This is a genomic window from Bradyrhizobium sp. BRP22, from assembly GCF_020194175.1.
Taxonomy (GTDB): domain Bacteria; phylum Pseudomonadota; class Alphaproteobacteria; order Rhizobiales; family Xanthobacteraceae; genus Bradyrhizobium.
Genome location: NZ_JADYVX010000003.1, coordinates 55,514 through 75,552 on the forward strand (window position 1 = coordinate 55,514; position 20,039 = coordinate 75,552).

General features: G+C 64.2%; 20 protein-coding genes. 7 read left to right on the forward strand and 13 right to left on the reverse strand.

Annotated features, from left to right (window positions below):
• Nucleotides 1-4: 4 nt before the first annotated feature.
• From I6F35_RS04855 to I6F35_RS04900, 10 genes are all read right to left on the reverse strand, one after another.
• Entirely contained in the window at nt 5-3,196 is a 3,192-nt protein-coding gene (locus I6F35_RS04855; protein ID WP_225116519.1) for a CusA/CzcA family heavy metal efflux RND transporter, read from the reverse strand.
• Nucleotides 3,193-4,638: an efflux RND transporter periplasmic adaptor subunit gene (locus I6F35_RS04860; protein WP_225116520.1), complete on the reverse strand. Its 1,446-nt coding sequence runs from the start codon at nt 4,636-4,638 to the stop codon at nt 3,193-3,195. Before I6F35_RS04860 ends, I6F35_RS04855 begins: the two co-directional genes overlap by 4 nt.
• The gene (locus I6F35_RS04865) at nt 4,635-5,042 is read right to left on the reverse strand and encodes a FixH family protein (protein ID WP_225116521.1); all 408 of its coding nucleotides are present in this window, start codon (nt 5,040-5,042) and stop codon (nt 4,635-4,637) included. The genes I6F35_RS04860 and I6F35_RS04865 overlap by 4 nt, the downstream gene beginning before the upstream one ends.
• A gap of 99 nt (nt 5,043-5,141) precedes the next feature.
• Entirely contained in the window at nt 5,142-5,537 is a 396-nt protein-coding gene (locus tag I6F35_RS04870; RefSeq protein ID WP_225116522.1) for a hypothetical protein, read from the reverse strand.
• Nucleotides 5,538-5,618: 81 nt separating this feature from the next.
• Nucleotides 5,619-5,921, reverse strand: coding sequence for a copper-binding protein (locus tag I6F35_RS04875; protein WP_225116523.1), 303 nt, complete (start codon nt 5,919-5,921; stop codon nt 5,619-5,621).
• Nucleotides 5,922-5,944: 23 nt separating this feature from the next.
• Entirely contained in the window at nt 5,945-6,409 is a 465-nt protein-coding gene (locus I6F35_RS04880; RefSeq protein ID WP_225116524.1) for a cupredoxin family protein, read from the reverse strand.
• Between the two features lie 47 nt (nt 6,410-6,456).
• Nucleotides 6,457-7,827: a copper oxidase gene (locus I6F35_RS04885; protein ID WP_225116525.1), complete on the reverse strand. Its 1,371-nt coding sequence runs from the start codon at nt 7,825-7,827 to the stop codon at nt 6,457-6,459.
• 12 nt (nt 7,828-7,839) lie between these two features.
• A complete protein-coding gene (locus tag I6F35_RS04890) occupies nt 7,840-9,273 on the reverse strand; it encodes a TolC family protein (protein WP_225116526.1) in 1,434 nt (477 codons plus the stop codon).
• Nucleotides 9,270-9,569: a hypothetical protein gene (locus tag I6F35_RS04895; RefSeq protein WP_225116527.1), complete on the reverse strand. Its 300-nt coding sequence runs from the start codon at nt 9,567-9,569 to the stop codon at nt 9,270-9,272. The genes I6F35_RS04890 and I6F35_RS04895 overlap by 4 nt, the downstream gene beginning before the upstream one ends.
• Nucleotides 9,570-9,644: 75 nt before the next feature.
• Entirely contained in the window at nt 9,645-10,064 is a 420-nt protein-coding gene (locus I6F35_RS04900; RefSeq protein ID WP_225116528.1) for a hypothetical protein, read from the reverse strand.
• Nucleotides 10,065-10,235: 171 nt separating this feature from the next.
• On the opposite strand from I6F35_RS04900, the gene I6F35_RS04905 reads away from it, so the two are divergent.
• Entirely contained in the window at nt 10,236-11,471 is a 1,236-nt protein-coding gene (locus tag I6F35_RS04905; RefSeq protein WP_225116860.1) for an MFS transporter, read from the forward strand.
• A 6-nt stretch (nt 11,472-11,477) separates the two neighbouring features.
• On the opposite strand, the gene I6F35_RS04910 is transcribed toward I6F35_RS04905, so the two are convergent.
• Entirely contained in the window at nt 11,478-12,863 is a 1,386-nt protein-coding gene (locus tag I6F35_RS04910) for a HAMP domain-containing sensor histidine kinase (protein ID WP_225116529.1), read from the reverse strand.
• Nucleotides 12,860-13,540, reverse strand: coding sequence for a response regulator transcription factor (locus I6F35_RS04915; protein WP_225116530.1), 681 nt, complete (start codon nt 13,538-13,540; stop codon nt 12,860-12,862). Before I6F35_RS04915 ends, I6F35_RS04910 begins: the two co-directional genes overlap by 4 nt.
• Before the next feature lie 295 nt (nt 13,541-13,835).
• On the opposite strand from I6F35_RS04915, the gene I6F35_RS04920 reads away from it, so the two are divergent.
• Nucleotides 13,836-14,726 (forward strand): MipA/OmpV family protein, encoded by an 891-nt coding sequence (locus tag I6F35_RS04920; protein ID WP_225116531.1) that lies wholly within the window; start codon nt 13,836-13,838, stop codon nt 14,724-14,726.
• Nucleotides 14,727-14,733: 7 nt separating this feature from the next.
• Nucleotides 14,734-15,492 (forward strand): hypothetical protein, encoded by a 759-nt coding sequence (locus I6F35_RS04925; protein WP_225116532.1) that lies wholly within the window; start codon nt 14,734-14,736, stop codon nt 15,490-15,492.
• 41 nt (nt 15,493-15,533) lie between these two features.
• Here the strand turns inward: I6F35_RS04925 and I6F35_RS04930 are convergent, their stop codons facing one another.
• Nucleotides 15,534-16,472, reverse strand: coding sequence for an acetamidase/formamidase family protein (locus tag I6F35_RS04930; RefSeq protein ID WP_225116533.1), 939 nt, complete (start codon nt 16,470-16,472; stop codon nt 15,534-15,536).
• Between the two features lie 203 nt (nt 16,473-16,675).
• Between I6F35_RS04930 and I6F35_RS04935 the strand changes: the two genes are divergently transcribed.
• The 4 genes from I6F35_RS04935 (at nt 16,676) to I6F35_RS04950 (ending at nt 20,036) form a co-directional block, all read left to right on the forward strand.
• The gene (locus tag I6F35_RS04935; protein WP_225116534.1) at nt 16,676-17,053 is read left to right on the forward strand and encodes a transposase; all 378 of its coding nucleotides are present in this window, start codon (nt 16,676-16,678) and stop codon (nt 17,051-17,053) included.
• 270 nt (nt 17,054-17,323) lie between these two features.
• The gene (locus I6F35_RS04940; RefSeq protein ID WP_225116535.1) at nt 17,324-18,361 is read left to right on the forward strand and encodes an ABC transporter substrate-binding protein; all 1,038 of its coding nucleotides are present in this window, start codon (nt 17,324-17,326) and stop codon (nt 18,359-18,361) included.
• Nucleotides 18,358-19,188, forward strand: coding sequence for an ABC transporter ATP-binding protein (locus I6F35_RS04945; RefSeq protein ID WP_225116536.1), 831 nt, complete (start codon nt 18,358-18,360; stop codon nt 19,186-19,188). Before I6F35_RS04940 ends, I6F35_RS04945 begins: the two co-directional genes overlap by 4 nt.
• A gap of 20 nt (nt 19,189-19,208) precedes the next feature.
• Nucleotides 19,209-20,036 carry an ABC transporter permease gene (locus I6F35_RS04950; protein ID WP_225116537.1) on the forward strand — a complete coding sequence of 276 codons (828 nt, stop codon included), beginning with the start codon at nt 19,209-19,211 and terminating at the stop codon, nt 20,034-20,036.
• Nucleotides 20,037-20,039 lie beyond the last annotated feature (3 nt).

The window sequence follows — 20,039 nt, forward strand, 5'->3', positions numbered from 1 at the left end:
CGCATCAATCGGCCAGTTCCAGAACGCGCGCCTTGCCTACCGTCGCCGGCCCTGTGGCCGGCGGCTCTGATTGATCCTGATCGTCGGCCGGCAAACCGAAGCCCTTCACGATGCCGAAGATCGCGGGAATCACGATCAGCGTCAGCAGGGTCGAGGAGACCATGCCGCCGATCATCGGCACCGCGATCCGCTGCATGATCTCGGAGCCGGTGCCGGTGCTCCACATGATCGGCAGCAGGCCGGCCATGATCGCGACCACCGTCATCATCTTTGGCCGGACGCGCTCGACCGCGCCTTCCATGATGGCCTCGCGCAGGTCTGATCGGGTCAACGCGCGTCCCTCGGCGGCGCGACGCTCCCTGATCTCGGCCAGCGCCTGGTTGAGATAGATCAGCATCACGACGCCGGTCTCGGCGGCAACGCCCGCCAGCGCGATGAAGCCGACGGCGACGGCAACGGAGAGGTTGAAGCCGAGCCACCACATCAGCCAGAGACCTCCGACCAGCGCGAACGGCAGCGACAGCATGACGATCGCGGTCTCGGTCACCGAGCGGAAGTTGAGATAGAGCAGCAGGAAGATGATCAGAAGCGTCGCCGGCACCACGATCTTCAGGCGCGCCATCGCGCGCTCGAGATATTCGTACTGGCCGCTCCACATCACATAATAGCCCGGCGGAAACTGGATGCTCGCCTGCACCGCGCGCTGCGCCTCAGTGACATAGCCGCCGAGATCGCGGTCGCGGATGTCGACATAGATGTAGGTGGCGAGCTGCCCGTTTTCGGTCCGGATCGAGGTCGGCCCGCGCGCCGGTTGGATGGTGGCGACCTCTCCGAGCGGTACCGCGCCGCCGGCCGGCATCGGCACCAGGATGTCGCTTCCGATCGCCTTCGGATTGTCGCGGAGATCGCGCGGGTAGCGCATGTTGACGGTGAAGCGCTGCCGGCCCTCGACCGTCGTCGTCACCGTCTGTCCGCCAAGCGCGGTCGCGATCGTGTCCTGCACGTCCTGGACCGCCATGCCGTAGCGCGCGAGCGCCGTGCGGTCCGGCGTGATCTCGAGATAGTAGCCGCCGATGCCGCGCTCGGCATAGGCCGACGATGTCCCCGGCACGGCTTTCAGGACCTGCTCGATCTGCCTGGCCAGACGATCGATCTCGACGAGATCGGTGCCGACAACCTTCACGCCAACGGGCGTGCGGATGCCGGTCGAGAGCATGTCGATGCGCGCCTTGATCGGCATGGTCCAGGCGTTGGAGACACCGGGGAATTGCAGCGCCTTGTCCATCTCCGCGATCAGGCTGTCGACCGTGACGCCCGCCCGCCACTGCTCCTTGGGCTTCAGGTTGACGATGGTCTCGAACATCTCGGTGGGCGCGGGGTCGGTCGCAGTCGCCGCGCGGCCGGCCTTGCCGTAGACGGAGGCGACCTCGGGGAAGGAGCGGATGATGCGGTCCTGCATCTGCATCAGCTCGGCGGCCTTGGTCACGGAGATGCCGGGCAGCGTGGTCGGCATGTAGAGCAGGGTGCCTTCGTTGAGGTTCGGCATGAATTCCGTGCCGAGCTGCCGTGCCGGCCAGACCGTGACGGCGAGGACGGCGAGCGCGAGCAGGACGACGAGGGTCTTGGCACGCAGCACGCCTTTGATGACGGGACGGTAGATCCAGATCAGGAAGCGGTTGATCGGATTCCTGTGCTCCGGAATGATCCGGCCACGGACAAAGATCACCATCAGCGCCGGCACCAGCGTGACCGACAGCAGCGCGGCGGCCGCCATCGCGAAGGTCTTGGTGAAGGCGAGCGGGCTGAACAGCCGGCCTTCCTGCGATTCCAGCGTGAAGATCGGCATGAAGGACACGGTGATGATCAACAGGCTGAAGAACAGCGCCGGCCCAACCTCGGCGGCGGCGTCGATCAGGATGGAGATGCGCGATTGGCCGGGCTTGGCGCGCTCGAGATGCTTGTGGGCGTTCTCGATCATGACGATGGCGGCATCCACCATGGCGCCGATCGCAATCGCGATGCCGCCGAGACTCATGATGTTGGAGCCGATGCCGAGCAGCTTCATCGCGCCGAAGGCCATCAGCACACCGACCGGCAGCATCAGGATCGCGACCAGCGCGCTGCGGACATGCAGCAGGAACACGATGCAGACGAGGGCGACGACGAGGCTCTCCTCGACCAGCGTGTGCTTCAGCGTATCGATGGCGGCATTGATCAGGTTCGAGCGGTCGTAGACCGGCACGATCTCGACCGATTTCGGCAGGCTGGTCGCGATCTCACTGAAACGCTTCTTGACGTTCTCGATGACGTCGAGCGCGTTGACGCCGAAGCGCTGCAGCACGATGCCGCTCGCCACCTCGCCCTCGCCATTGAGCTCGGCGATGCCGCGCCGCTCGTCCGGGCCGAGCTCGACGCGGGCGACGTCGCGCAGCAGCACCGGCGTGCCGTTGTTGACCTTGAGCACGATGTTGCCGAGGTCGTTGACATCCTTGATGTAGCCCTTGCCGCGGATGACATACTCGAATTCGGAGAGTTCGACGGTGCGGCCGCCGACATCTGCGTTGCTGGCGCGGATCGCCTCGCGCATCCTTTGCATGGTGATGCCGCGGTCGCGCATCCGCTGCGGATCGAGGATCACGTTGTACTGTTTGACGAAGCCGCCGATGCTGGCGACCTCGGCGACACCCTCGGCCTTGGCGAGGGCGAATTTCAGATTCCAGTCCTGGATCGTGCGAGTGTCGGCGAGGTTCAATTCCTTTGACATCACCGCGTATTGGTAGACCCAGCCGACGCCGGTCGCGTCAGGTCCGATCGTCGGCGTCACGCCGGTGGGCAGGCGCGAGGTTGCGCCATTGAGGAATTCGAGCACGCGCGAGCGTGCCCAATAGATGTCGGTGCCGTCCTCGAAGATCACATAAACAAAGGACACGCCGAAGAACGAGAAGCCGCGCACGACCTTCGATTTCGGCACCGTCAGCATCGCTGTCGTCAGGGGATAGGTGACCTGATCCTCGATCACCTGCGGCGCCTGACCCGGATATTCGGTGTAGACGATCACCTGCGTGTCGGAGAGATCGGGAATGGCGTCGAGCGGCAGATGGAGCAGCGCATAGAGACCGGCCGCCGCGGCGAAGCCGGTGCCGAACAGCACCAGCAACAGGTTGCGCGCCGACCAGGCGATGACGCGCGCGATCATGGCCGTCCTCCCATGCCGGTGGTTGGCGATGTGTCCGGCGCAGCGCCGGCCGCGGAAAAGCCCTTCAGCGCGGCCTTGAGGTTGCTTTCGGCATCGATCAGGAAGTTGGCCGAGGTCACGACCGCTTCGCCTTCGCCGATGCCGTCGGTGATCTCGACATATCCGCCGCCGCGATGTCCGACCTTGACCTCGCGTGGCTCGAACCGGCCGCCGCCTCTGTCGATGATGACCGTCTGCCGGTTGCCGGTGTCGAGCACCGAGCTATCAGGGACGGCGAGCACGGGATTCTGGCTGCCGATTTCGATCTCCGCATCGACATACATGTCGGGAAGCAGTGCCAGGTCGGCGTTATCGAGCTCGATCCTGAGACGGACCGTGCGGGTCTCGCGGTTCACCTGGGGATAGATCACGCTGACCTTGCCGGCGAAGGCGCGGCCGGGAAAGCCGCGGGCGCGCACGGTGACGGGTTGGCCGACAGTGATGCCGCCGATATCGCGTTCCGCCACGTCGACGACCGCCCAGACCAGCGAGGTGTCAGCAACACGGAACAAGACATCGCCGGGCTGCGCGCGCATGCCTTCGATCGCATTGCGCTCCAGCACGATGCCGTCGCGCGGCGCCGACCACTGGATCACGATCGGGACGGCCTTGGTCTTTTCCATGGTCGCGATCGCGGATTCCGGCACGTCGAGATTCATCAGCCGCTGCCGGGAGCCGCGGCCATAGGTTTCGATCGCCGCCGTGGTCTTGGACGTGATGGTCGCCAGATATTCGGCCGCCGCAGAGGAGACCGCGGGGCTATAGATCTCCATCAGCGGCTGGCCCTTGGCGACGCGGCTGCCGGTGGTCACGTCGGCGACCTTCTGCACATAGCTTTCGGCGCGCATCGCGATCACGGAGACGCGGCGCTCGTCGAGCTGGATCGTGCCGGGCGCGCGCACCAGCGTGCTGACGATATGCAGCATCACCGGTTCGGACTTGACGCCGGTGCGCTGGATACGGCCGGGCGACAGCCTGATCGAGCCGTCGTCGGTCTCCTCGCCTTCATAGACGGGGATGTAGTCCATCCCCATCGAGTCTTTCTTCGGCGTCGGCGACGTATCGGGCAGCCCCATCGGGTTGCGGTAGTATTTGATCTTGCGGTCGCCCCTCGCTTCGGCGCGCTCGACCGGCATCGGCTCGGGCGCGTCGTCGAAACTGATATCGGCCCCGGCGGGGACGGCGCGATAATCGCGGCCATCCTCGGCCTTCTTCGGCGTCAGCGAATAGAACGGCTTGCCGTCCGGATGCTGGTAATAGATGGGCGCGCTGCCGTCGGCGGCGGAGGCGCGCGAGACGGCGTAGCCCGCGGGCTTCGACCACGGGATGCCGCCAGCGAAAATGGCGATGCCCGCCGCTGCAAAACTCGCAGCGGCGGCGCCGATCACAAGGGCGCGCGTCATTTCTGTGCCGTGACGACGAGCTTGTTTTCGACCGCGCCGGTTTCGCCCTGCACCTTGGCGCCGAGCGAAAGCTGCCAGCGGCCGGCCATGCTCAAAGTAGCCTTGAACTTGTACAGTCCCGGCTCGCCGCCGGGTACGGCGGTGACCTTGGTCGCCATCTCCTGCATGCCGTCGGGCGCCATATCCAGCCGGGTGGCGAAAATCACGGCGTCCGGCACCGGCTTGCCGGTCTTCTTGTTGACCAGCCGAACCGTGATGACCTTGTCCGCTCCCATCTGCAGGGTCGGATCGACCAACTGGAATTCGTAGTCCTTGATGTCGGCTCGCGCGGCGCCGGCCGTGCCCAGCGTGGCCACGCCGATAAGCGCCGCCGAAACGGCGCGCGTATAGTTGAACGATTTCATTTTCCATTCCTCGATTGCTCTGGTCTTGCTGCTCGCGCAGCACGTCTCATCCGCGCGGCGTATCAAGCCGCGCGGCAGCGTCCGGCGCCGTGACGCCGGTCAGGCCAAAGTGCGAGGGGGATGGTCGGGAGGCGGGCGGGCCAGCCCGTCCGCGATGATGTCGTTGAGCGGCCGCAGTTGTTCGTCGAGCCGCCGGTCTAGCTCCACCAGGCTGGTGGAGGGGCTGGGCTGCAAGAGCTGCATCATGCAGATCGCGACCAGCGGACAATCCTGGCAAGCGGGACTCTTCTGCTTGTCCGGGCAGCAGGGCATGTCCGCCATATCCATCTCGGCCATGTCATGATCATCCGCCATATCATTGGCCATGGGCCCCATCTGCACGCCGGCAGACGACAGCAAATGCTCGGCCGCGGCCGGGGTGGCAAGCGGCGCCAGCATCAGGGCTGCCGTCACCAGCAGTGCGAGCAAAAGCCTGAATGGTCGGCGGATGTCCATAACCCCAGTTTCTCACAAGCGGCCGGCCGCTGGAAGGTCCCGTTCTTCAAAAATAACGGAGTCGTTTCCGACCCGTGACGTTCATTTCGCCTTCTGCAGCTTCGTTACCGTATAGCCTGATGCGGCTTCTTCGGCCTCGAACTGCACCTTCTCGCCAACCTTCACCTGCTTCAGCATGGCGGGGTCCTTGACGCGGTAGACCATGGTCATTGGTTCATCCATGCCGAGGCTTTTGGCCGGGCCGTGCTTGAGCGTGATCTTGCCGGCGCCCTCGTCGATCTTCTTGACCTCGCCGCTGATGCCGGCGCCTTGCGCGAAGACCGCCTGCGCCAGCAGGCTGCTCGCGAATGCCGCCGCGGCGGCCATGCGGATGATGCTGTTCATCGCTGTTCTCCTTCTCTCGCTGCTCATTTCACGGTGATGCGGCCGACCATGCCGTAGTCGCGGTGATCGGGGATCAGGCAGGCATATTCGAAGCTGCCGGATTTCGTGAATTTCCAGACAATCTCGGTGGTTTTTTTCGGCGGCAGCCGCACGCCATTCGGATCGTCGTGCTCCATGTGCGGGTGCTTCTTCATCACCTCGGCATGCTTCAAATTCTCCTCGGTGGTGGCGAGCAGGAATTCGTGATCTTCCTTGCCGACATTTCGGATCACGAAGCGGATCTGCTCGCCGCGCTTGACCTGGATGTTGGCGGGCTTGAACGCCATCTCGCTCATCTCGACCTCGATCGTGCGTGACGGCCTGTTCGGATTGCCGGGTTCGCCGGCCGAATAGGACGTGTGGCCATGCTGTTCATGGGCGAACGCGGCAACGGCGGAGCTCGCAAGCGCAATCAGCGCGAGGCAGGTCGTGGTGGTGATCTTCGTCATCGGAATTTCCTTTACGGGTTTCTTCTGGGTCCGGTGCCGGTGCATCGTTACATCTTCATTCCCTTCATCGGTTTGTTGCCGCCGCGGCTGCGGGTCGGCGCTGCTGTTGCCGGTGATGACTGTCGCGCCGGTGCAGCGTCGGGCGTCTCGACCTCGTAGGCGACGGTGCCGGACGGGTGCCGGTAGTGACCCGGATCGCGATAATCGTCGCGCGCAAGGCCCTCGCGAATTTTCATCACCGTGAACATGCCGCCCATTTCGAGCGGGCCGAACTGGCCGTTGCCGGTCATCATCGGCAGCGTGTTGTCGGGCGCGGGCATCTCCATGTTGCCCATCGCCATGCCGGTCGAGCCCATCACCATCGCGTCGGGCGCGAGCCTGCCGACGGCCTTCGCGAGGTCCTTGCGCGACACGCCGATGAGGTTGCGCATGTCGTGGCCCATCGCGTTCATCGTGTGGTGCGACTTGTGGCAGTGGAATGCCCAGTCGCCGGGATTGTCGGCGAGCACGTCGAACGCGCGCACCGCGCCGACGGGTACGTCGGTGGTCGTTTCCGGATATTGCGCGCTTTCCGGAATCCATCCGCCGTCAGTGCAGGTCACGTAGAACTTGTGGCCATGCAGATGGATCGGATGGTTGGTCATCGAGAGATTGCCGATCCGCACCCGCACCTTGTCGCCAAGCCGCACCGGCAGCGGATCGATGCCGGGGAAGACGCGGCTGTTCCAGGTCCACATGTTGAAGTCGGTCATCTCGTTGACCTTCGGCAGGTACGTGCCGGGGTCGATGAGATAGCTGCTCATGACGAAGACGAAGTCGCGGTCCACGGGGCGAAACGCGGGATCGCGCGGGTGCACCACGATCATGCCCATCATGCCCATCGCCATCTGCACCATCTCGTCGGAATGCGGGTGGTACATGAACGTGCCGCTGTGCTTCAGCTCGAACTCGTAGACGAAAGTCTTTCCCGGCTTGATGTGCGGCTGCGACAGTCCGCCGACGCCGTCCATGCCCGAGGGCAGGATCATGCCGTGCCAGTGCACGGTGGTATGCTCCGGCAATTTGTTGGTGACGAAGATGCGGACCTTGTCGCCCTCGACGGCCTCGATGGTCGGGCCCGGCGATTGGCCGTTATAGCCCCAGAGATTGGCCTTCATGCCATCGGCGAATTCGCGCACTACCGGCTCGGCGACGAGATGGAATTCCTTCCAGTCGCCGTTCATGCGCCAGGGCAGCGACCAGCCGTTCAGCGTCACGACGGGCCGGTAATCCGGTCCCGAGGTCGGATGGAGCGGCGGCTGCGAGGCCGTCTTGTCCATCGTTGGCGCTTCCGGAATCGCGGCGGCCTGCACGCGTCCGGCGACGGCACCGGCGCCGACGAGCGCTGCGGTGCCCAGGAATCCTCTGCGTGAAAACATCATTCCCTCCACTCAGTGAGCGCCGGCAGCAGGCAAGGCTGCGGAAGCTGTTGTCGTCGGGCTTTCCCTTGTTCCCGATCCGCCGCCGTTGACGGCGGTTTGCAGGTCGGACTGCGCCAGAAAGAATGCCCGCCTGGCGTCGATCGCGGCGCGGAGCGAGGCGAGGCGCTGGCGCGCTTCGGTCAGCAGCGCGAACACGTCGATCTGCATGCTGGAGAAGCGCAACTGCATCTCTTCCGTGATGATCTGGCGCAGCGGCAAGATCTCGCGCTGATAGTGGGTGGCGATGTCGTAGCTCGAGCGGTAGGTGCGATAGGCATCGCGCGCTTCGGAGCGAACATTGACCGCCCTCTCGGTCAGCCGGTTGAAGGCGAAATTGTAGGTCTCCGCCGCCTGGCGGACGCGCACCTCGCCGCCGTCGAACACCGGGATCTGGAACGCGACGTCAAAGCCGCGCTCGCGGAACGGCGGATCTTCCGGGTCGCGCGTGCGCTTGTCGATGCCGGCGAGGTCGAGCAGCGTGACAAAGCGCGTCGCCTCGGTGAGATCGAGCGCCTTTGCCTGGGCAACGAGTTCCATGCGCGCGATCTGCAGGTCGATGCGGTGTGCGACGGCGTCGGCTTCGATCGAGGGCAGCGCCTGTGGACGTCGCGGCAAGGGCGGCAGCTTGTCCGGAAGCTTGAAGTTGAGATCGGCGTCCCACAGTCCCATCAGGCGCGAAAGCCGTTCGCGTGCGCTTCCGGCCTCCTGCCGTGCGGTGGCGAGGTCGGCCGTGGTCTCTGCGTAAAACACCTGCTCGCGCGCCTGATCGAGCTTGTTGAGCGCGCCTGTCTCGCCAAGCTTTTTCGCAAGCTGTGCGGTGGATTCCGCGGTCGATTTGGCATCGGTGAGAAGGCCGACCATTTCGTTGGCCGCCAGACTGCGGAAGTAGGCGCGCCGGACCTCGGCGGCGAGCCGAAGCGTCTCCAGCGCAGCGCGCAATTGTGCTTGTCGAAACCGCTCCCGCGCGATGTCGGAGCGGAATGGCAAGGTGGCCAGCGCCAGGATGTCGCCGACCACCTGCCGTTCGACCTCGCTCGCGCTGTTGCCTCTGATCCGCGAGATCGAGAACACGGGATTGGGCGGCAGGCTCTGTTCGACGAGATCGGTCTCGGCGAGCGCCAGTTCGTTATAGGCGGCCTGCAGCCCCTTGTTGCTGAGCAGGGCGACCTGCACCGCGGCATCGGCCGTCAGCGGCCGCGAGAGCAGCCGCCGGACCGTTCCGCGGATCCGTTCGGCATCGTCGGCGGAGCGCAGGAATGCGACATCCTTGCCGATGGTCTGCTCCGTCGCGGCGGCGACGACCGTCATGCCGCTGTCGGGTGAGAACGAGGCGCAAGCCGACAGGACGGCACCGACGATCAGCAGCAGGCCGGCCGCAGGCACATGGGTGGCAACATGGATCATTGTTGCGGTTCCTGCCGTTGTCTCGGGGCGACATCCTCGTTGCGTTCGCGCCACGGCGCCGGCGTCACGGGACGCAGGCTCGTATAGGGTGCGATCGTCGAGCGGTAGCGGACATCGGCGACGCGCGCGGCCGGATCGGCCGGGTCGGAGGCGGCAAGCCGCGTTGTTGCGGGCTGGCAGCCTGCGGCTGTGACGGCGATCGCGATGATGATCACGCCGACCGCGAGGGTGGACGGGAGATGGCGTCCGCCCGTCGTATCAACGACGGCGGACTTCGCCCCTGATAGCGAAGACATCAATGGATTCCTGATCTGCGCATGAATCACGGGCGCACGCGCGATTCCGCGCGGCGCCTACGTCGTCACGTCAGTTCAGGCGTTGGGGGGACGATAGGGCAGAGGGGGCGCCGTGCCGCGCAGGCGCTGGTAGGTCTCGGAGACGCAGGTCGATATCGGCTGCGTGGGCTTCGCGATGCCGGGCAAATCCGCCGCCATCGCCGAAAGGCAGAGCATCGCGCAACACGGCCCAGGTGCGGTCTTGCCGTCATGCTTATGCTTGACGTCGCCGCTGTCTGCGTGATGGGCGGCGTGCGCGCCGTCATGTTCGTGCGAGCCATGGTCGTGCAAGCTCTGGCCGGAACCGGGATGCGCGTCGTCAGCCGCCAGCGCCACCTCGGCCGGCAGGCAGGGTGCGGGATTGCCCACGGCAAGCGCGGCGCCCGGCGCAAGCAAGCAAAACAGGTAGAGCAGGGCGACCAGCCACCCTGCCTTGGCCCGTTGCGGTCTCGTCAAGCGTACGAACATCGTCACCAAAGTACCGCCAATCGCGGGCCCCGCCAAGGTGCCGGCAATGTCATTGCGCAACGATTGACAGTTTGTTGGGTGGTCGGGGCCTTTCGCATGCCTAATATTTCGCCAAAACGCTTGACTGAGAGGCGATTGGTGACGAAGTTTGGCCTCGTTGTGGAAATTCCTTCTCAGTTTAGCCCCAAGTCCGACCTGTTCATTCCCGATTCGCGCCGAGCATGGCTGCGGCTCGCCGTCGCCGTGGTGATCGGCTCGCTCGGTAGCGTCGGCATGTGGTCGGTAGTGGTGGCGCTGCCGCTGGTGCAGGGGGATTTCGGCGCCACGCGCGGGACGGCGTCGCTCGCCTTTACCCTGGTCATGATCGGCTTCGGCTCGGGCGGGGTTCTGACCGGCAAGATCACTGATCGCTATGGCATCGTCACCGCGATCGGGCTCGGCATCGGCATCCTCGGGCTCGGCTATATCGGCGCCGGCTACGCGCCGTCGATCTGGTCGTTCATCCTGTTTCATTTCGCGATCGGGCTGTCGTCATCGGCGACCTTCGGGCCGTTGATGGCGGAAGCCTCGCACTGGTTCGACCGCTACCGCGGGCTCGCGGTCGCGATCGCCGCCAGCGGCAATTACATCGGCGGCACGATCTGGCCGCCGCTGGTGAATCTCGGCATGCAGCAGTTCGGCTGGCGCACCACGCATATCGCGATCGGGATCTTCACCGCGGTTGCGATGGCGGTGGCGCTGCTGGTGCTGCAGCGCCTGATGGGTGGTGCAAGCCGGCACAGCCATCTCAACGCGCCGCCGCCGCGCGTCAATCTGCGGCTCTCCACCAACGCGCTGACGGCGATCCTGTCGCTGGCCGCGATCGCCTGCTGCGTGGCGATGGCGATGCCGCAGGTGCATATCGTCGCCTATTGCGGCGATCTCGGCTACGGTGTGGCGCGCGGCGCCGAAATGCTGTCGCTGATGCTCGGCTTCGGCATCATCAGCCGCATCGGCTCGGGCTTCCTCGCCGACCGCATCGGCGGCATCCGCACGCTTTTGATCGGCTCGGTCGCGCAGGGCGCGGCGCTGCTGTTCTATCTGTTCTTCGACAGCCTGACCTCGCTCTACATCATCTCGGCGATGTTCGGCCTGTTCCAGGGCGGCATCGTGCCGAGCTACGCCATCATCATCCGCGAGGCGATGCCGGCAGCAGAGGCGGCCACGCGTGTCGGCATCGTGATCTTCGCCTCCGTGATCGGCATGTCTCTGGGCGGCTATGTCTCCGGTGTGATCTTCGATGCCACCGGCTCCTACGCCGCCGCCTTCGCCAACGGGCTCGCCTGGAACGCGCTCAACGTCGCCATCACGCTGATGCTGCTGATCCGCGCGCGGCAGCGGCTGGCGATGGCGTGAAGCTGATCAACCGGGAGCGGCTGCCGGGGCGCCAGCAAGAGAGAGCTTGGCTTCCCTCGGCGTTCCAGCAACTGCCTCCGGAAAGCGAAGGCATGCGGTTGTTCCGGCTCCAGGACTTGACGTAATTATCAGCTCGCCCCCATGGGCTCCCATGATTTCACGGACAATCGCCAGGCCGAGTCCTGCGCCCTCCTTGGAGGGGTTGCCGGTCTGGAAAGGTTCGACCAGATCTTGTTCGAAGCTTGGAGAGATTCCGGCGCCATCGTCGCTGATGGACACGCTCCCGTGGCTTAACCTTGCAACGATGCGTTGAGCGCCACAGGCATGAATCAAGGCATTCCCGACCAGGTTGGCCAAAGCGCTCCGCACCGCGGCCTCGACGCCCAGTACGATCGTGATGCCTTCGCTTTCTTCAAGCGAAAGTTCGATGCCGGCGTCGAGCGCGGAGGGGCTGAAATCCGCCAGCACATCCCTCGTCACCACCGCGAGGTCGAAGGGCCGTTTTTCGATCGTATGATTTTGCAGACGAGCCAGGTCGAGCATGGCCGAGACCAGGGATGTCAGACGACGGAGATCGCGCACAAGGTCAGCCTTCAGCGCGGGTTCTGGCACGTCCTCGATCTTCGCTCTCAGCACGGTCAATGGCGTGCGGAGCTGATGGGCGGCGTTGCCGAGAAACCGGCGCTGCATCCGAATGTAGGCGTCGATCTCGTCAAAGGCGCGGTTGAGGGCCTGAACCAGCGGCCTGAGCTCGATCGGGACCTCAGCGAGTGCAATCGATCCCTGCGGCGCGGTCGGATCGATGGCGAGCGCAAGCTTCGTCACGCGACGGATGCTGCCCGACACAAGACGCGCGGTCAGCAGCGCGCCGATTGCGACGATCGATGCGAATGCGAGAGCCACCAGAAAAATCGAGGAAAAATTGCGAGAGATGACCGATCGTGCCATCTGCACGAAGCCCGGTCGTGCGCCACCGATCATCATTGCCAATCTGGAAGGCCCTCTCTGGACGACGGCAAGGCAGAAGGTACCCGTCTGGTCGAGCGTATCGAGCACGGAAAGACCGACTGGAGCGTTGTAGGGGATTGAAAAAGGCAGTGGCGGCCTGTGTTCGCTTCCAAACTCGCTCTTGAGCGTTCCGCTGGACACGACGTACCAGAAAGCCGGGCTATGGGACTTCAGTTGTTCCATGCGGCTTGTGGAGCGCACGATTGGCGCACCGTTTGCGTCGATCGTTGTCGCGTCTTTGAGAGTGGCGGCCGCCAACGGGCAAACGACGTGCTCGCTGCCGCGTATTCGAGAGAACCAGACGACCATGCTGAAGGTGATGACGAAGAGCACCGCCGCAACCATGCCGACCGAAATCGTGAGCGTCCTGGTAATCGACGTCATCTTGCCGGCGCCATCCTGAGGATGTAGCCGATGCCGCGCATGCTGCGAATCTCGACATTGCCGCCCAACTCCGACAGCTTCCTGCGAAGGCGCGACATTTGTGCCTCGAGCGTGTTGGACTCGATTTCGTCGTCGAAGCCATAGAGCGCCTCGATCAGGGTGTCGCGTCCGACAACGCGATCCCGCCGCATCAGCAGAGCTTCGAGGATCAACGCTTCCCGGCGCCGAAGCGAGACCTTCCGGCCGGCCACGGTAACCTCGTTCGTGCCAAGCTCCAGTTCGACGTTTCCAAACGATATGGCCTGCGGCGCGAGCAGCCGAGGCCGTCGTAGAACCGCCCGGACTCTGGCAAGGAATTCCTGCGGCTCAAAGGGCTTGCTCAGGTAATCGTCCGCTCCGCCGTTCAGTCCATCGATCACGTCTTCCTTGGTATCCTTGGCGGTCAGCATGATGATGGCGGGCCTTTCGCGCAATTGAGCGAGGGAGGCGACGATATCGAGCGCGTCGCCGTCCGGCAGCATCCGGTCGACGATTGCGAGATCATACTTGAAGCTGCCGAGTGCTTGCCGGGCTTCCGAGATGGATTCGACAATGTCGACAATTCCGCACACGTCTCGAAGTAAACGGCCGAGATAGGCGCCGATTTGCGCCTCGTCTTCTATCACCAGGGAGCGCATCGGGTCTTTCTTGGTTGGTTGGGCCAACGGGCGATGCCGGCTGAGACGTCAGCCCGCTTATCGGATCGGCATCTATCTGGTCGAGTCGGATTTTTCCGCACGGGCGCTCATCGGTTGCGTGAGGGCAAGACTTGAAGGCACGTCCTTCTCGGATGTTCGAGCATCCCACCATTTGCGCCGACCGAGGCAATCTTGCGGCAATGTTCGACTGTCACGTAGCCGCCCGTGACCACAACCGTGCAAGCCGACCCGTTCCGCAAAGGCTTGGGTTAGGTGAAGGGCCCTGATGAATTCCATGACCCGAGCTTTCTCGCGCTCTGCGCTCAAAAAGGCGCGCCGAATCTTCCCGGTCGCGGCAACTGTTGCCGCACTTGGCGCTGTCGCTGCGCCACCGGACACAGCGTCCGCGCAGACCGCGTTCACCTTGCCGGCTCCTCCCTTCCAGGTGCCCTACTTGCCATCAGCTTCGGGTAACTGGACACTGATGATCGGTATAGGCGGCGAGTATAAGCCCGATTTCGCGGGAGCAAACGGGAGCAAGTTCAGCCCGGTCCCGATCTTCACCATTCGTCGTGCCGGCACAGCCGAGCAGTTTCGCGGCCCGCGCGACTCCGCGAGCATTGCGCTGATCGATTTCGGCGATTTCCAGGCGGGTCCTGCCGGCAAGTTCGTGTCCGCCCGAAAGGCGCGCGACTATCCCGAGCTGGCCGGCCTCCGGGATGTCGATTTCACGTTCGAGCTGGGCGGATTCATCCAGTATTTTCCGGTCGACTGGTTTCGTCTGCGCAACGAGACCCGCCAGGGAATCGGCGGTCATCACGGTGTCGTCTCCGACTTCTCGGCCGATTTCATCGTGCCGGTTGCTCGCGGGCTTACCGTTTCGGCCGGTCCGCGTTTTACGCTGCAAAGCTCCAAAGCAACCTCGACCTACTTCAGCATCGATGCCGCCCAGGCGATGGCCACCGGGCTGTCGGCGTTCGATGCGAAGGGCGGTGCGCACTCTGTCGGCGCGGGCGCGCAGGTATCGTATCGGATCGACCAGCATTGGGAGGTGCATTCCTACGTCGAGTATGAGCGCTTGCTTGGCGATGCGGCGAAGAGCCCGCTCGTGACAGTTCGAGGTTCGGTCAACCAGACGACCATCGGCATCGGTGCCTCCTATTCATTCGACTTCAACATCCGGTAACAACACCATGCGTCGCAACGCGCGATTCGCGAGCTTCGCGATGGTCGTTGTTCTTGCCGTCTCTACCGGCGCCTGCGCCACATTCGAGACCGGCGAGACCAAACTGCGGGCGGTCAAAACCGTTGGCATCATCTCGGCGGTCGGCGATCAGATGACGGTCGCGAAGGGAGGTTTGACCAGCCTGGACAACGGCAGTCGACACTTCCCGATCGATTCGTGGGGGCTCGACGATCTGATCGTCCAGCGCGCCACCGCGGCGCTCCAGGGGCGTTTTCAAGTGCAGCCTCTGACCTATAACCGCGCCGCTTTCGCTGCTGTCAAGGAGCCGGCGGTCGCAGGGGCCAACCTCATTCAGGGCGACCCGTTCAAGAAGCTCGTTCGGACCGAAGTGGCTCCGCAAGGGCTCGACGCCTATATCGTCATCACCAAGGCCAGGGCGAGCATCGGTGGCAGCGGTCGAAAGGTCGAGGGCGTAGGTCTCATCACCTATAGCACGGTGATGGAGTCATACAGCCAGATCTACGCGCTCTACGAAATCAGGATTGTCGACGGCAAGACGTTCGAAGCTGTTGAGAAAATGGCCGCCCCACCGCTGGACAATACTGGCCGCGTGAGGCTCGCTGGCCCCAGCCGCCCGATCGATCAGGGACTCCCGATCGGCAGCGGCGACGGCAACGACCCGAACCTGCGCGCGGCCATTGTCGATCTGATCGCGCGCAGCCTTCCGACAACTCTGAGCGACATGCATCTGGCGGCTGTCCTTTGATTGAGACTGCAAATCCGTGATGGTCTGAGCTTTCGCCGCGGTCACAGGCACGATTTCGGCAACAGCATGTGGATGCCCTTGTTGCCGTCGACCAGTTGTGTCACCCGCAGATTGCCGGCCAGCGAACACAGCATGTAAGCCTGGTTGCGCGAGAGGTTGGTGCGGGCGCAGATATGCTTGACCATCTCCCGCACTGCCTGCTTGGCGGCGTCGTCGAGGTCTTCGTCGAGCCCGATCGACATCAGATGCGTCGCGCTCTCGGCGAACGGCCACTCGATCGCCATGTCCTTGCGCACGGTGAGGCGGAAGCTGCCGGTGACGCCGGTCTCCAGCGCGGTGATGCAGACCTCGCCGTCACCCTGCACCGCATGCCCGTCGCCGGCGAAGAACAGCGCGCCGTCGTTGAACACCGGCAAATACAGCGTGGTCCCGGCGCGCAATTCCTTGTTGTCCATGTTACCGCCGAAGGCGCGCGGCACCGGCGATCCGCAGCGGCCCCAACTCGGCGGCGGCGCCGTCGCGATGATGCCGAAGAATGGATCAATCGGGATTTCCGTGCCCCACGGCATCACGCAGACATTGCGTTCGCGATCGATCGCGGGATGAATGGTCTCGTAGTCGGTGAATTCGTTGGGCAGCGTGCCGAGCAAGGGCAGGATCGAGACAAAACCCCAATCCTGCCGCACCTTCACGTCTAGAATGTCGACCTGCAGGGTGTCGCCGACGCGGGCGCCGCGCACATAGACCGGGCCGGTGATGAAGTGCGGTCCTGGTCCGGGCGGCAGCGTTTCCAGCGCGGTGATGTAATCGGCGCCGACCAGGCTGAGGTCGTCGGGCAGCGTCTCCTTGCCGCCGGCTGGGAAGCTGTGCAGCGTGACGGTGTCGCCCGAGTTGATTTCAAGCACGGGAGGGGTGGTGCTATCAAGGTAGCCCCATACCATAACGTCAGGGGTGCTCGGAAGTTCGTGTCGTCTCGGCATGGCGGGATACTCCGGCGTGGAGAAAGCAAATCGCCTGCCAGACTTGGCGAGCAAGTCGGAGGTGCTTGCGGGCGGCGGCGGACCACGACGCGCCGGCGACATGGCATGATTTCTGAATTTCGGAGAACCCAATCAATCCTGCCGGCGCTATGATGGCGATCAGGCGTGAGAGCAGCGCGGTGAACGGTTGAAGGGAGCATCCGATGAGGCGTTCGCAATTCACCGAGAACGAGATCCTGCATCTGCTGTACGAAGCAAGCGCCGGCGTCTCGGTTGCCGAAATCTGCAATAGCGCCGGCGTATCGGTGCGAACCTTCTACCGTTGGCGTCGCCGGTTCGGCGGTCTGAACGTGCCGGCTGTCGCGCAGATGAAAGAACTGGCCGCCGAGAACGCAAGACTGCGCGGCCTGGTCAGCAATCTGTTCGAACGCTTGCGCGAGCCCGCCGCCAATCCGCCGCCGCTGCCCGCCGCCGTCGGCGACGATAAAGCGCGCCGGCAGGAGCAGGCGATCCGCAGCGCGGCGAAAAAGTGCGGCGGCGCGGTGACCGGGCGCTTTGCCTCGCTCCGGATCAATCCCTGATGGCGATGTTTCTTTGGGCAGTCATAATGTCAAAAGTGACATTATGAGGCTCTCTTTGGCGCGGAATTGTTCATCGCGCCGCTCTTTGAAGCAGGCAAATCACAGGCTGCGATCAGTCTCAGGATCATTGTGTCACCGCGGGTGACGCAATGATTTGTCGAGACAGGAAGCGAGCAACGGCTGTCGCTTCTTTCAACTTGCTGCCCGTTCGATTGGCGCACTAGTCTTTCGCGCATCGCTGCCTCTTTGTTGTGCGAGGAGTTTCGAGCCATGACCGACCATCGCCGTTCGCTCTTCAGCCATTCCTTCAACCGCCGGCGCTTCCTGACTGGCGCGGCCGCGATTGCGGGCGGCTTGAGCGCATCGTCGCTGGTCGGCTCGCACGGTGCACGCGCGGCAACGCTGAAGACCGTTCGTTTCAGCGAGGCCGTGCACAATCTCGGCTACATCAACCTCTATGTCGGCATGCACGCCGGCATCTTCAAAAAGAACGGCCTCGAGATGCAGGTCAGCGCCGCCGGCGGCGACACGCAGACCTTTGCGGCGGTGCTCGGTGGCTCGGCGGATTTCGCCATCGGCGACGCGACCATGGCGCAGATCTCGCGCGAGAACGGCGGACCCGGCGTCGTGGTCGGCACGGTGGTGCAGCGTGCGCATTACTTCGGGGTGTCGAAGACGCTTGCCCCGATCACCGATCCGAAAGCATTCAAGGGGCTGAAGATCGTCACCTCGCCCGAGCCGAACACCAACTACAGCGTGGCCAAGCGGCTCTTGGAAAAGGCCGGCCTCAAGGTCGGCGTCGATGCTACGATCGTGCCGGTCAATCCGGGCACCGAGATCGCCGCCATGCTGGCCGGACAGGCGGATATCGCGATTGCCTATCAGCCGAGCGTGGCCGCGGCCGAGGCGCAGGGCGCCAAGGTGGTGTTCGATTTCTCCAGCTATATCGGCCCATTCTGCAACACCGGCATCATGGTGCTGCCCACGACGATCCAGAAGGACCCGGAGATGGTGCAGGCGCTGGTGACTTCGTTCGAGGAGGCTTCGCGCAAGACCTACGCCGATCCGGCCTTTGCCAAGGACGTCGCGCGCAAGGAATTCCCGGACCTGCCGGGCGACGTCGTCGACAAGGCGATCGACGCCGAGCTGAAATTCCTGATCCCGGCGCAGTCGGTCGTGACCAAGAAGGACCAATGGCAGAACCTGATGGACATGCAGATCTATCTCGGCAACGCCAAGGGCTCGATCCCGTTCGAGCAGATCATCGACAATTCCTTTGCCGATAAGGCGGTTGCCAGCCTCAAATGACTGAAGTCGGCAGCGGTCATAAGGCGGGCGCTGCAAACGCGGTCGCCGGCGGCGCCGTCGTTCCGCCGCTGGTCGTGGAGCATGTCTCCAAGGGCTATGAGGTCAACGGCGAGATCGTGCCCGTGATCGGCGATCTCAGCCTGACGCTGCGGGAAGGCGAGATCATCAGCATTGTCGGGCCGTCCGGCTGCGGCAAGACCACGCTGCTCAACACGCTGTGCGGTCTGCTCAGCCCGGACTCCGGGCGCATTCGCTGGCATGGCCGCGAGGTCACCGGTCAGCCGCAGAATGTCGGCTACATGCTGCAGAAGGACCTGCTGTTGCCATGGCGGACCGCGCTCGGCAACGCCATGCTCGGGCTGGAAATTCGCGGCGTCGCCGCTGCCGAGGCCGAGGACCGCAGCCGCGCGATGCTCGACCAACTCGGCCTGCACGGCTTTGCCGACCACTATCCCTCGACGCTGTCGGGCGGCATGCGGCAGCGCGTGGCGCTGGCGCGCACGCTGGTGCACGAGCCTGATGTGCTGCTGCTGGACGAGCCGTTTGCCGCGCTCGACTTCCAGAGCAAGCTGTTGATCGAGAACGACACCGCGTCGCTGGTGCGGCAAGGCCGGCGTTCGCTGCTGCTGATCACCCACGATATCGAGGAGGCGGTGTCGCTGGCGGATCGCGTGATCGTGCTCTCGAAGCGGCCGACCCGCATCAAGGCCGTCTACGACATCGCGCTCGGCGCCGAGCGCACCGACATGATCGGCCTTCGGCAAAGTCCCGAATTCAGCCATTATGTCCGGCGCATCTGGGCCGATCTCGACGTGGTGCTGCAGTGACGGCGGAGGCGGATGCCGGAATGGCTCGTCCGACGGGGGCCTCCAAGCCGACCCCGGATACGGCCGCGCGACGGCGACGGCGGAAGCGGCTGCGCGCAACCGCGCTGGTGCTGGCCACGCAAGTCGCGATCCTGATCGCATTCCTTGCGTTCTGGGATCACATGACCTCGCGCAACAGCGCGGCCGCCTTCATGTTCGGCTCGCCCTCGGCGATTGGCGGATTTCTGCTGCAGATGGCCCGCGACGGCAGCCTGTGGCGCGACCTCTATGTGACCGGCAGTGAAACCCTGCTCGGATTCTTTGTCGGCAACCTGGTCGGCACGGTGATCGGCCTGTCGCTGTGGTATTCGCGCTTCGTGTCCCGCGTCGTCGAGCCGTTCGTGATCGCGATCGGCTCGATCCCGATCATCGCGCTGGCACCGATCATCATCATCTGGTTCGGCACCGGGTTGATCTCCAAGGTCGCGATGTCGACATTGTCGGTCGTCATCGTCGCGCTCGTCACCTCCTACAAGGGCGCGCTCGGCGTCGATCCGGACCAGATCAACCTGATGCGGACGCTCGGCGCCTCGAAATTCCAGATCTTTCGCAAGCTGGTGGTGCCGGCCTCGCTGACGGACATCTTCGCAGGCCTGAAGCTCACGGTCGGTTTCGCCCTGATCGGCGCCATCGTCGGCGAGTTCATGTCGTCCTCGGAAGGGCTCGGCCACGCCATCTTCAAGGCGGGCTCGCTCTACGTCATTCCGAAGGTGTTCGCGGCCCTGGTCGCCACCATCGCGCTGGCGCTGATCCTGACATTCATTGTCGGCAAGATCGAACGGCTGTTGATGCCGTGGCGCCGTCTTTAAGCA

What these genes read in the sequence shown, in the direction of transcription:
- I6F35_RS04890 (WP_225116526.1), bottom strand. Translation starts at nt 9,273, where the DNA reads ATGATCCATGTTGCCACCCATGTGCCTGCGGCCGGCCTGCTGCTGATC.
- I6F35_RS04880 (WP_225116524.1), bottom strand. Translation starts at nt 6,409, where the DNA reads ATGACGAAGATCACCACCACGACCTGCCTCGCGCTGATTGCGCTTGCG.
- I6F35_RS04895 (WP_225116527.1), bottom strand. Translation starts at nt 9,569, where the DNA reads ATGTCTTCGCTATCAGGGGCGAAGTCCGCCGTCGTTGATACGACGGGC.
- I6F35_RS04860 (WP_225116520.1), bottom strand. Translation starts at nt 4,638, where the DNA reads ATGACGCGCGCCCTTGTGATCGGCGCCGCCGCTGCGAGTTTTGCAGCG.
- I6F35_RS04935 (WP_225116534.1), top strand. Translation starts at nt 16,676, where the DNA reads ATGAGGCGTTCGCAATTCACCGAGAACGAGATCCTGCATCTGCTGTAC.
- I6F35_RS04930 (WP_225116533.1), bottom strand. Translation starts at nt 16,472, where the DNA reads ATGCCGAGACGACACGAACTTCCGAGCACCCCTGACGTTATGGTATGG.
- I6F35_RS04865 (WP_225116521.1), bottom strand. Translation starts at nt 5,042, where the DNA reads ATGAAATCGTTCAACTATACGCGCGCCGTTTCGGCGGCGCTTATCGGC.
- I6F35_RS04920 (WP_225116531.1), top strand. Translation starts at nt 13,836, where the DNA reads ATGACCCGAGCTTTCTCGCGCTCTGCGCTCAAAAAGGCGCGCCGAATC.
- I6F35_RS04925 (WP_225116532.1), top strand. Translation starts at nt 14,734, where the DNA reads ATGCGTCGCAACGCGCGATTCGCGAGCTTCGCGATGGTCGTTGTTCTT.
- I6F35_RS04940 (WP_225116535.1), top strand. Translation starts at nt 17,324, where the DNA reads ATGACCGACCATCGCCGTTCGCTCTTCAGCCATTCCTTCAACCGCCGG.
- I6F35_RS04870 (WP_225116522.1), bottom strand. Translation starts at nt 5,537, where the DNA reads ATGGACATCCGCCGACCATTCAGGCTTTTGCTCGCACTGCTGGTGACG.
- I6F35_RS04875 (WP_225116523.1), bottom strand. Translation starts at nt 5,921, where the DNA reads ATGAACAGCATCATCCGCATGGCCGCCGCGGCGGCATTCGCGAGCAGC.
- I6F35_RS04885 (WP_225116525.1), bottom strand. Translation starts at nt 7,827, where the DNA reads ATGTTTTCACGCAGAGGATTCCTGGGCACCGCAGCGCTCGTCGGCGCC.
- I6F35_RS04915 (WP_225116530.1), bottom strand. Translation starts at nt 13,540, where the DNA reads ATGCGCTCCCTGGTGATAGAAGACGAGGCGCAAATCGGCGCCTATCTC.
- I6F35_RS04855 (WP_225116519.1), bottom strand. Translation starts at nt 3,196, where the DNA reads ATGATCGCGCGCGTCATCGCCTGGTCGGCGCGCAACCTGTTGCTGGTG.
- I6F35_RS04910 (WP_225116529.1), bottom strand. Translation starts at nt 12,863, where the DNA reads ATGACGTCGATTACCAGGACGCTCACGATTTCGGTCGGCATGGTTGCG.
- I6F35_RS04950 (WP_225116537.1), top strand. Translation starts at nt 19,209, where the DNA reads ATGGCTCGTCCGACGGGGGCCTCCAAGCCGACCCCGGATACGGCCGCG.
- I6F35_RS04945 (WP_225116536.1), top strand. Translation starts at nt 18,358, where the DNA reads ATGACTGAAGTCGGCAGCGGTCATAAGGCGGGCGCTGCAAACGCGGTC.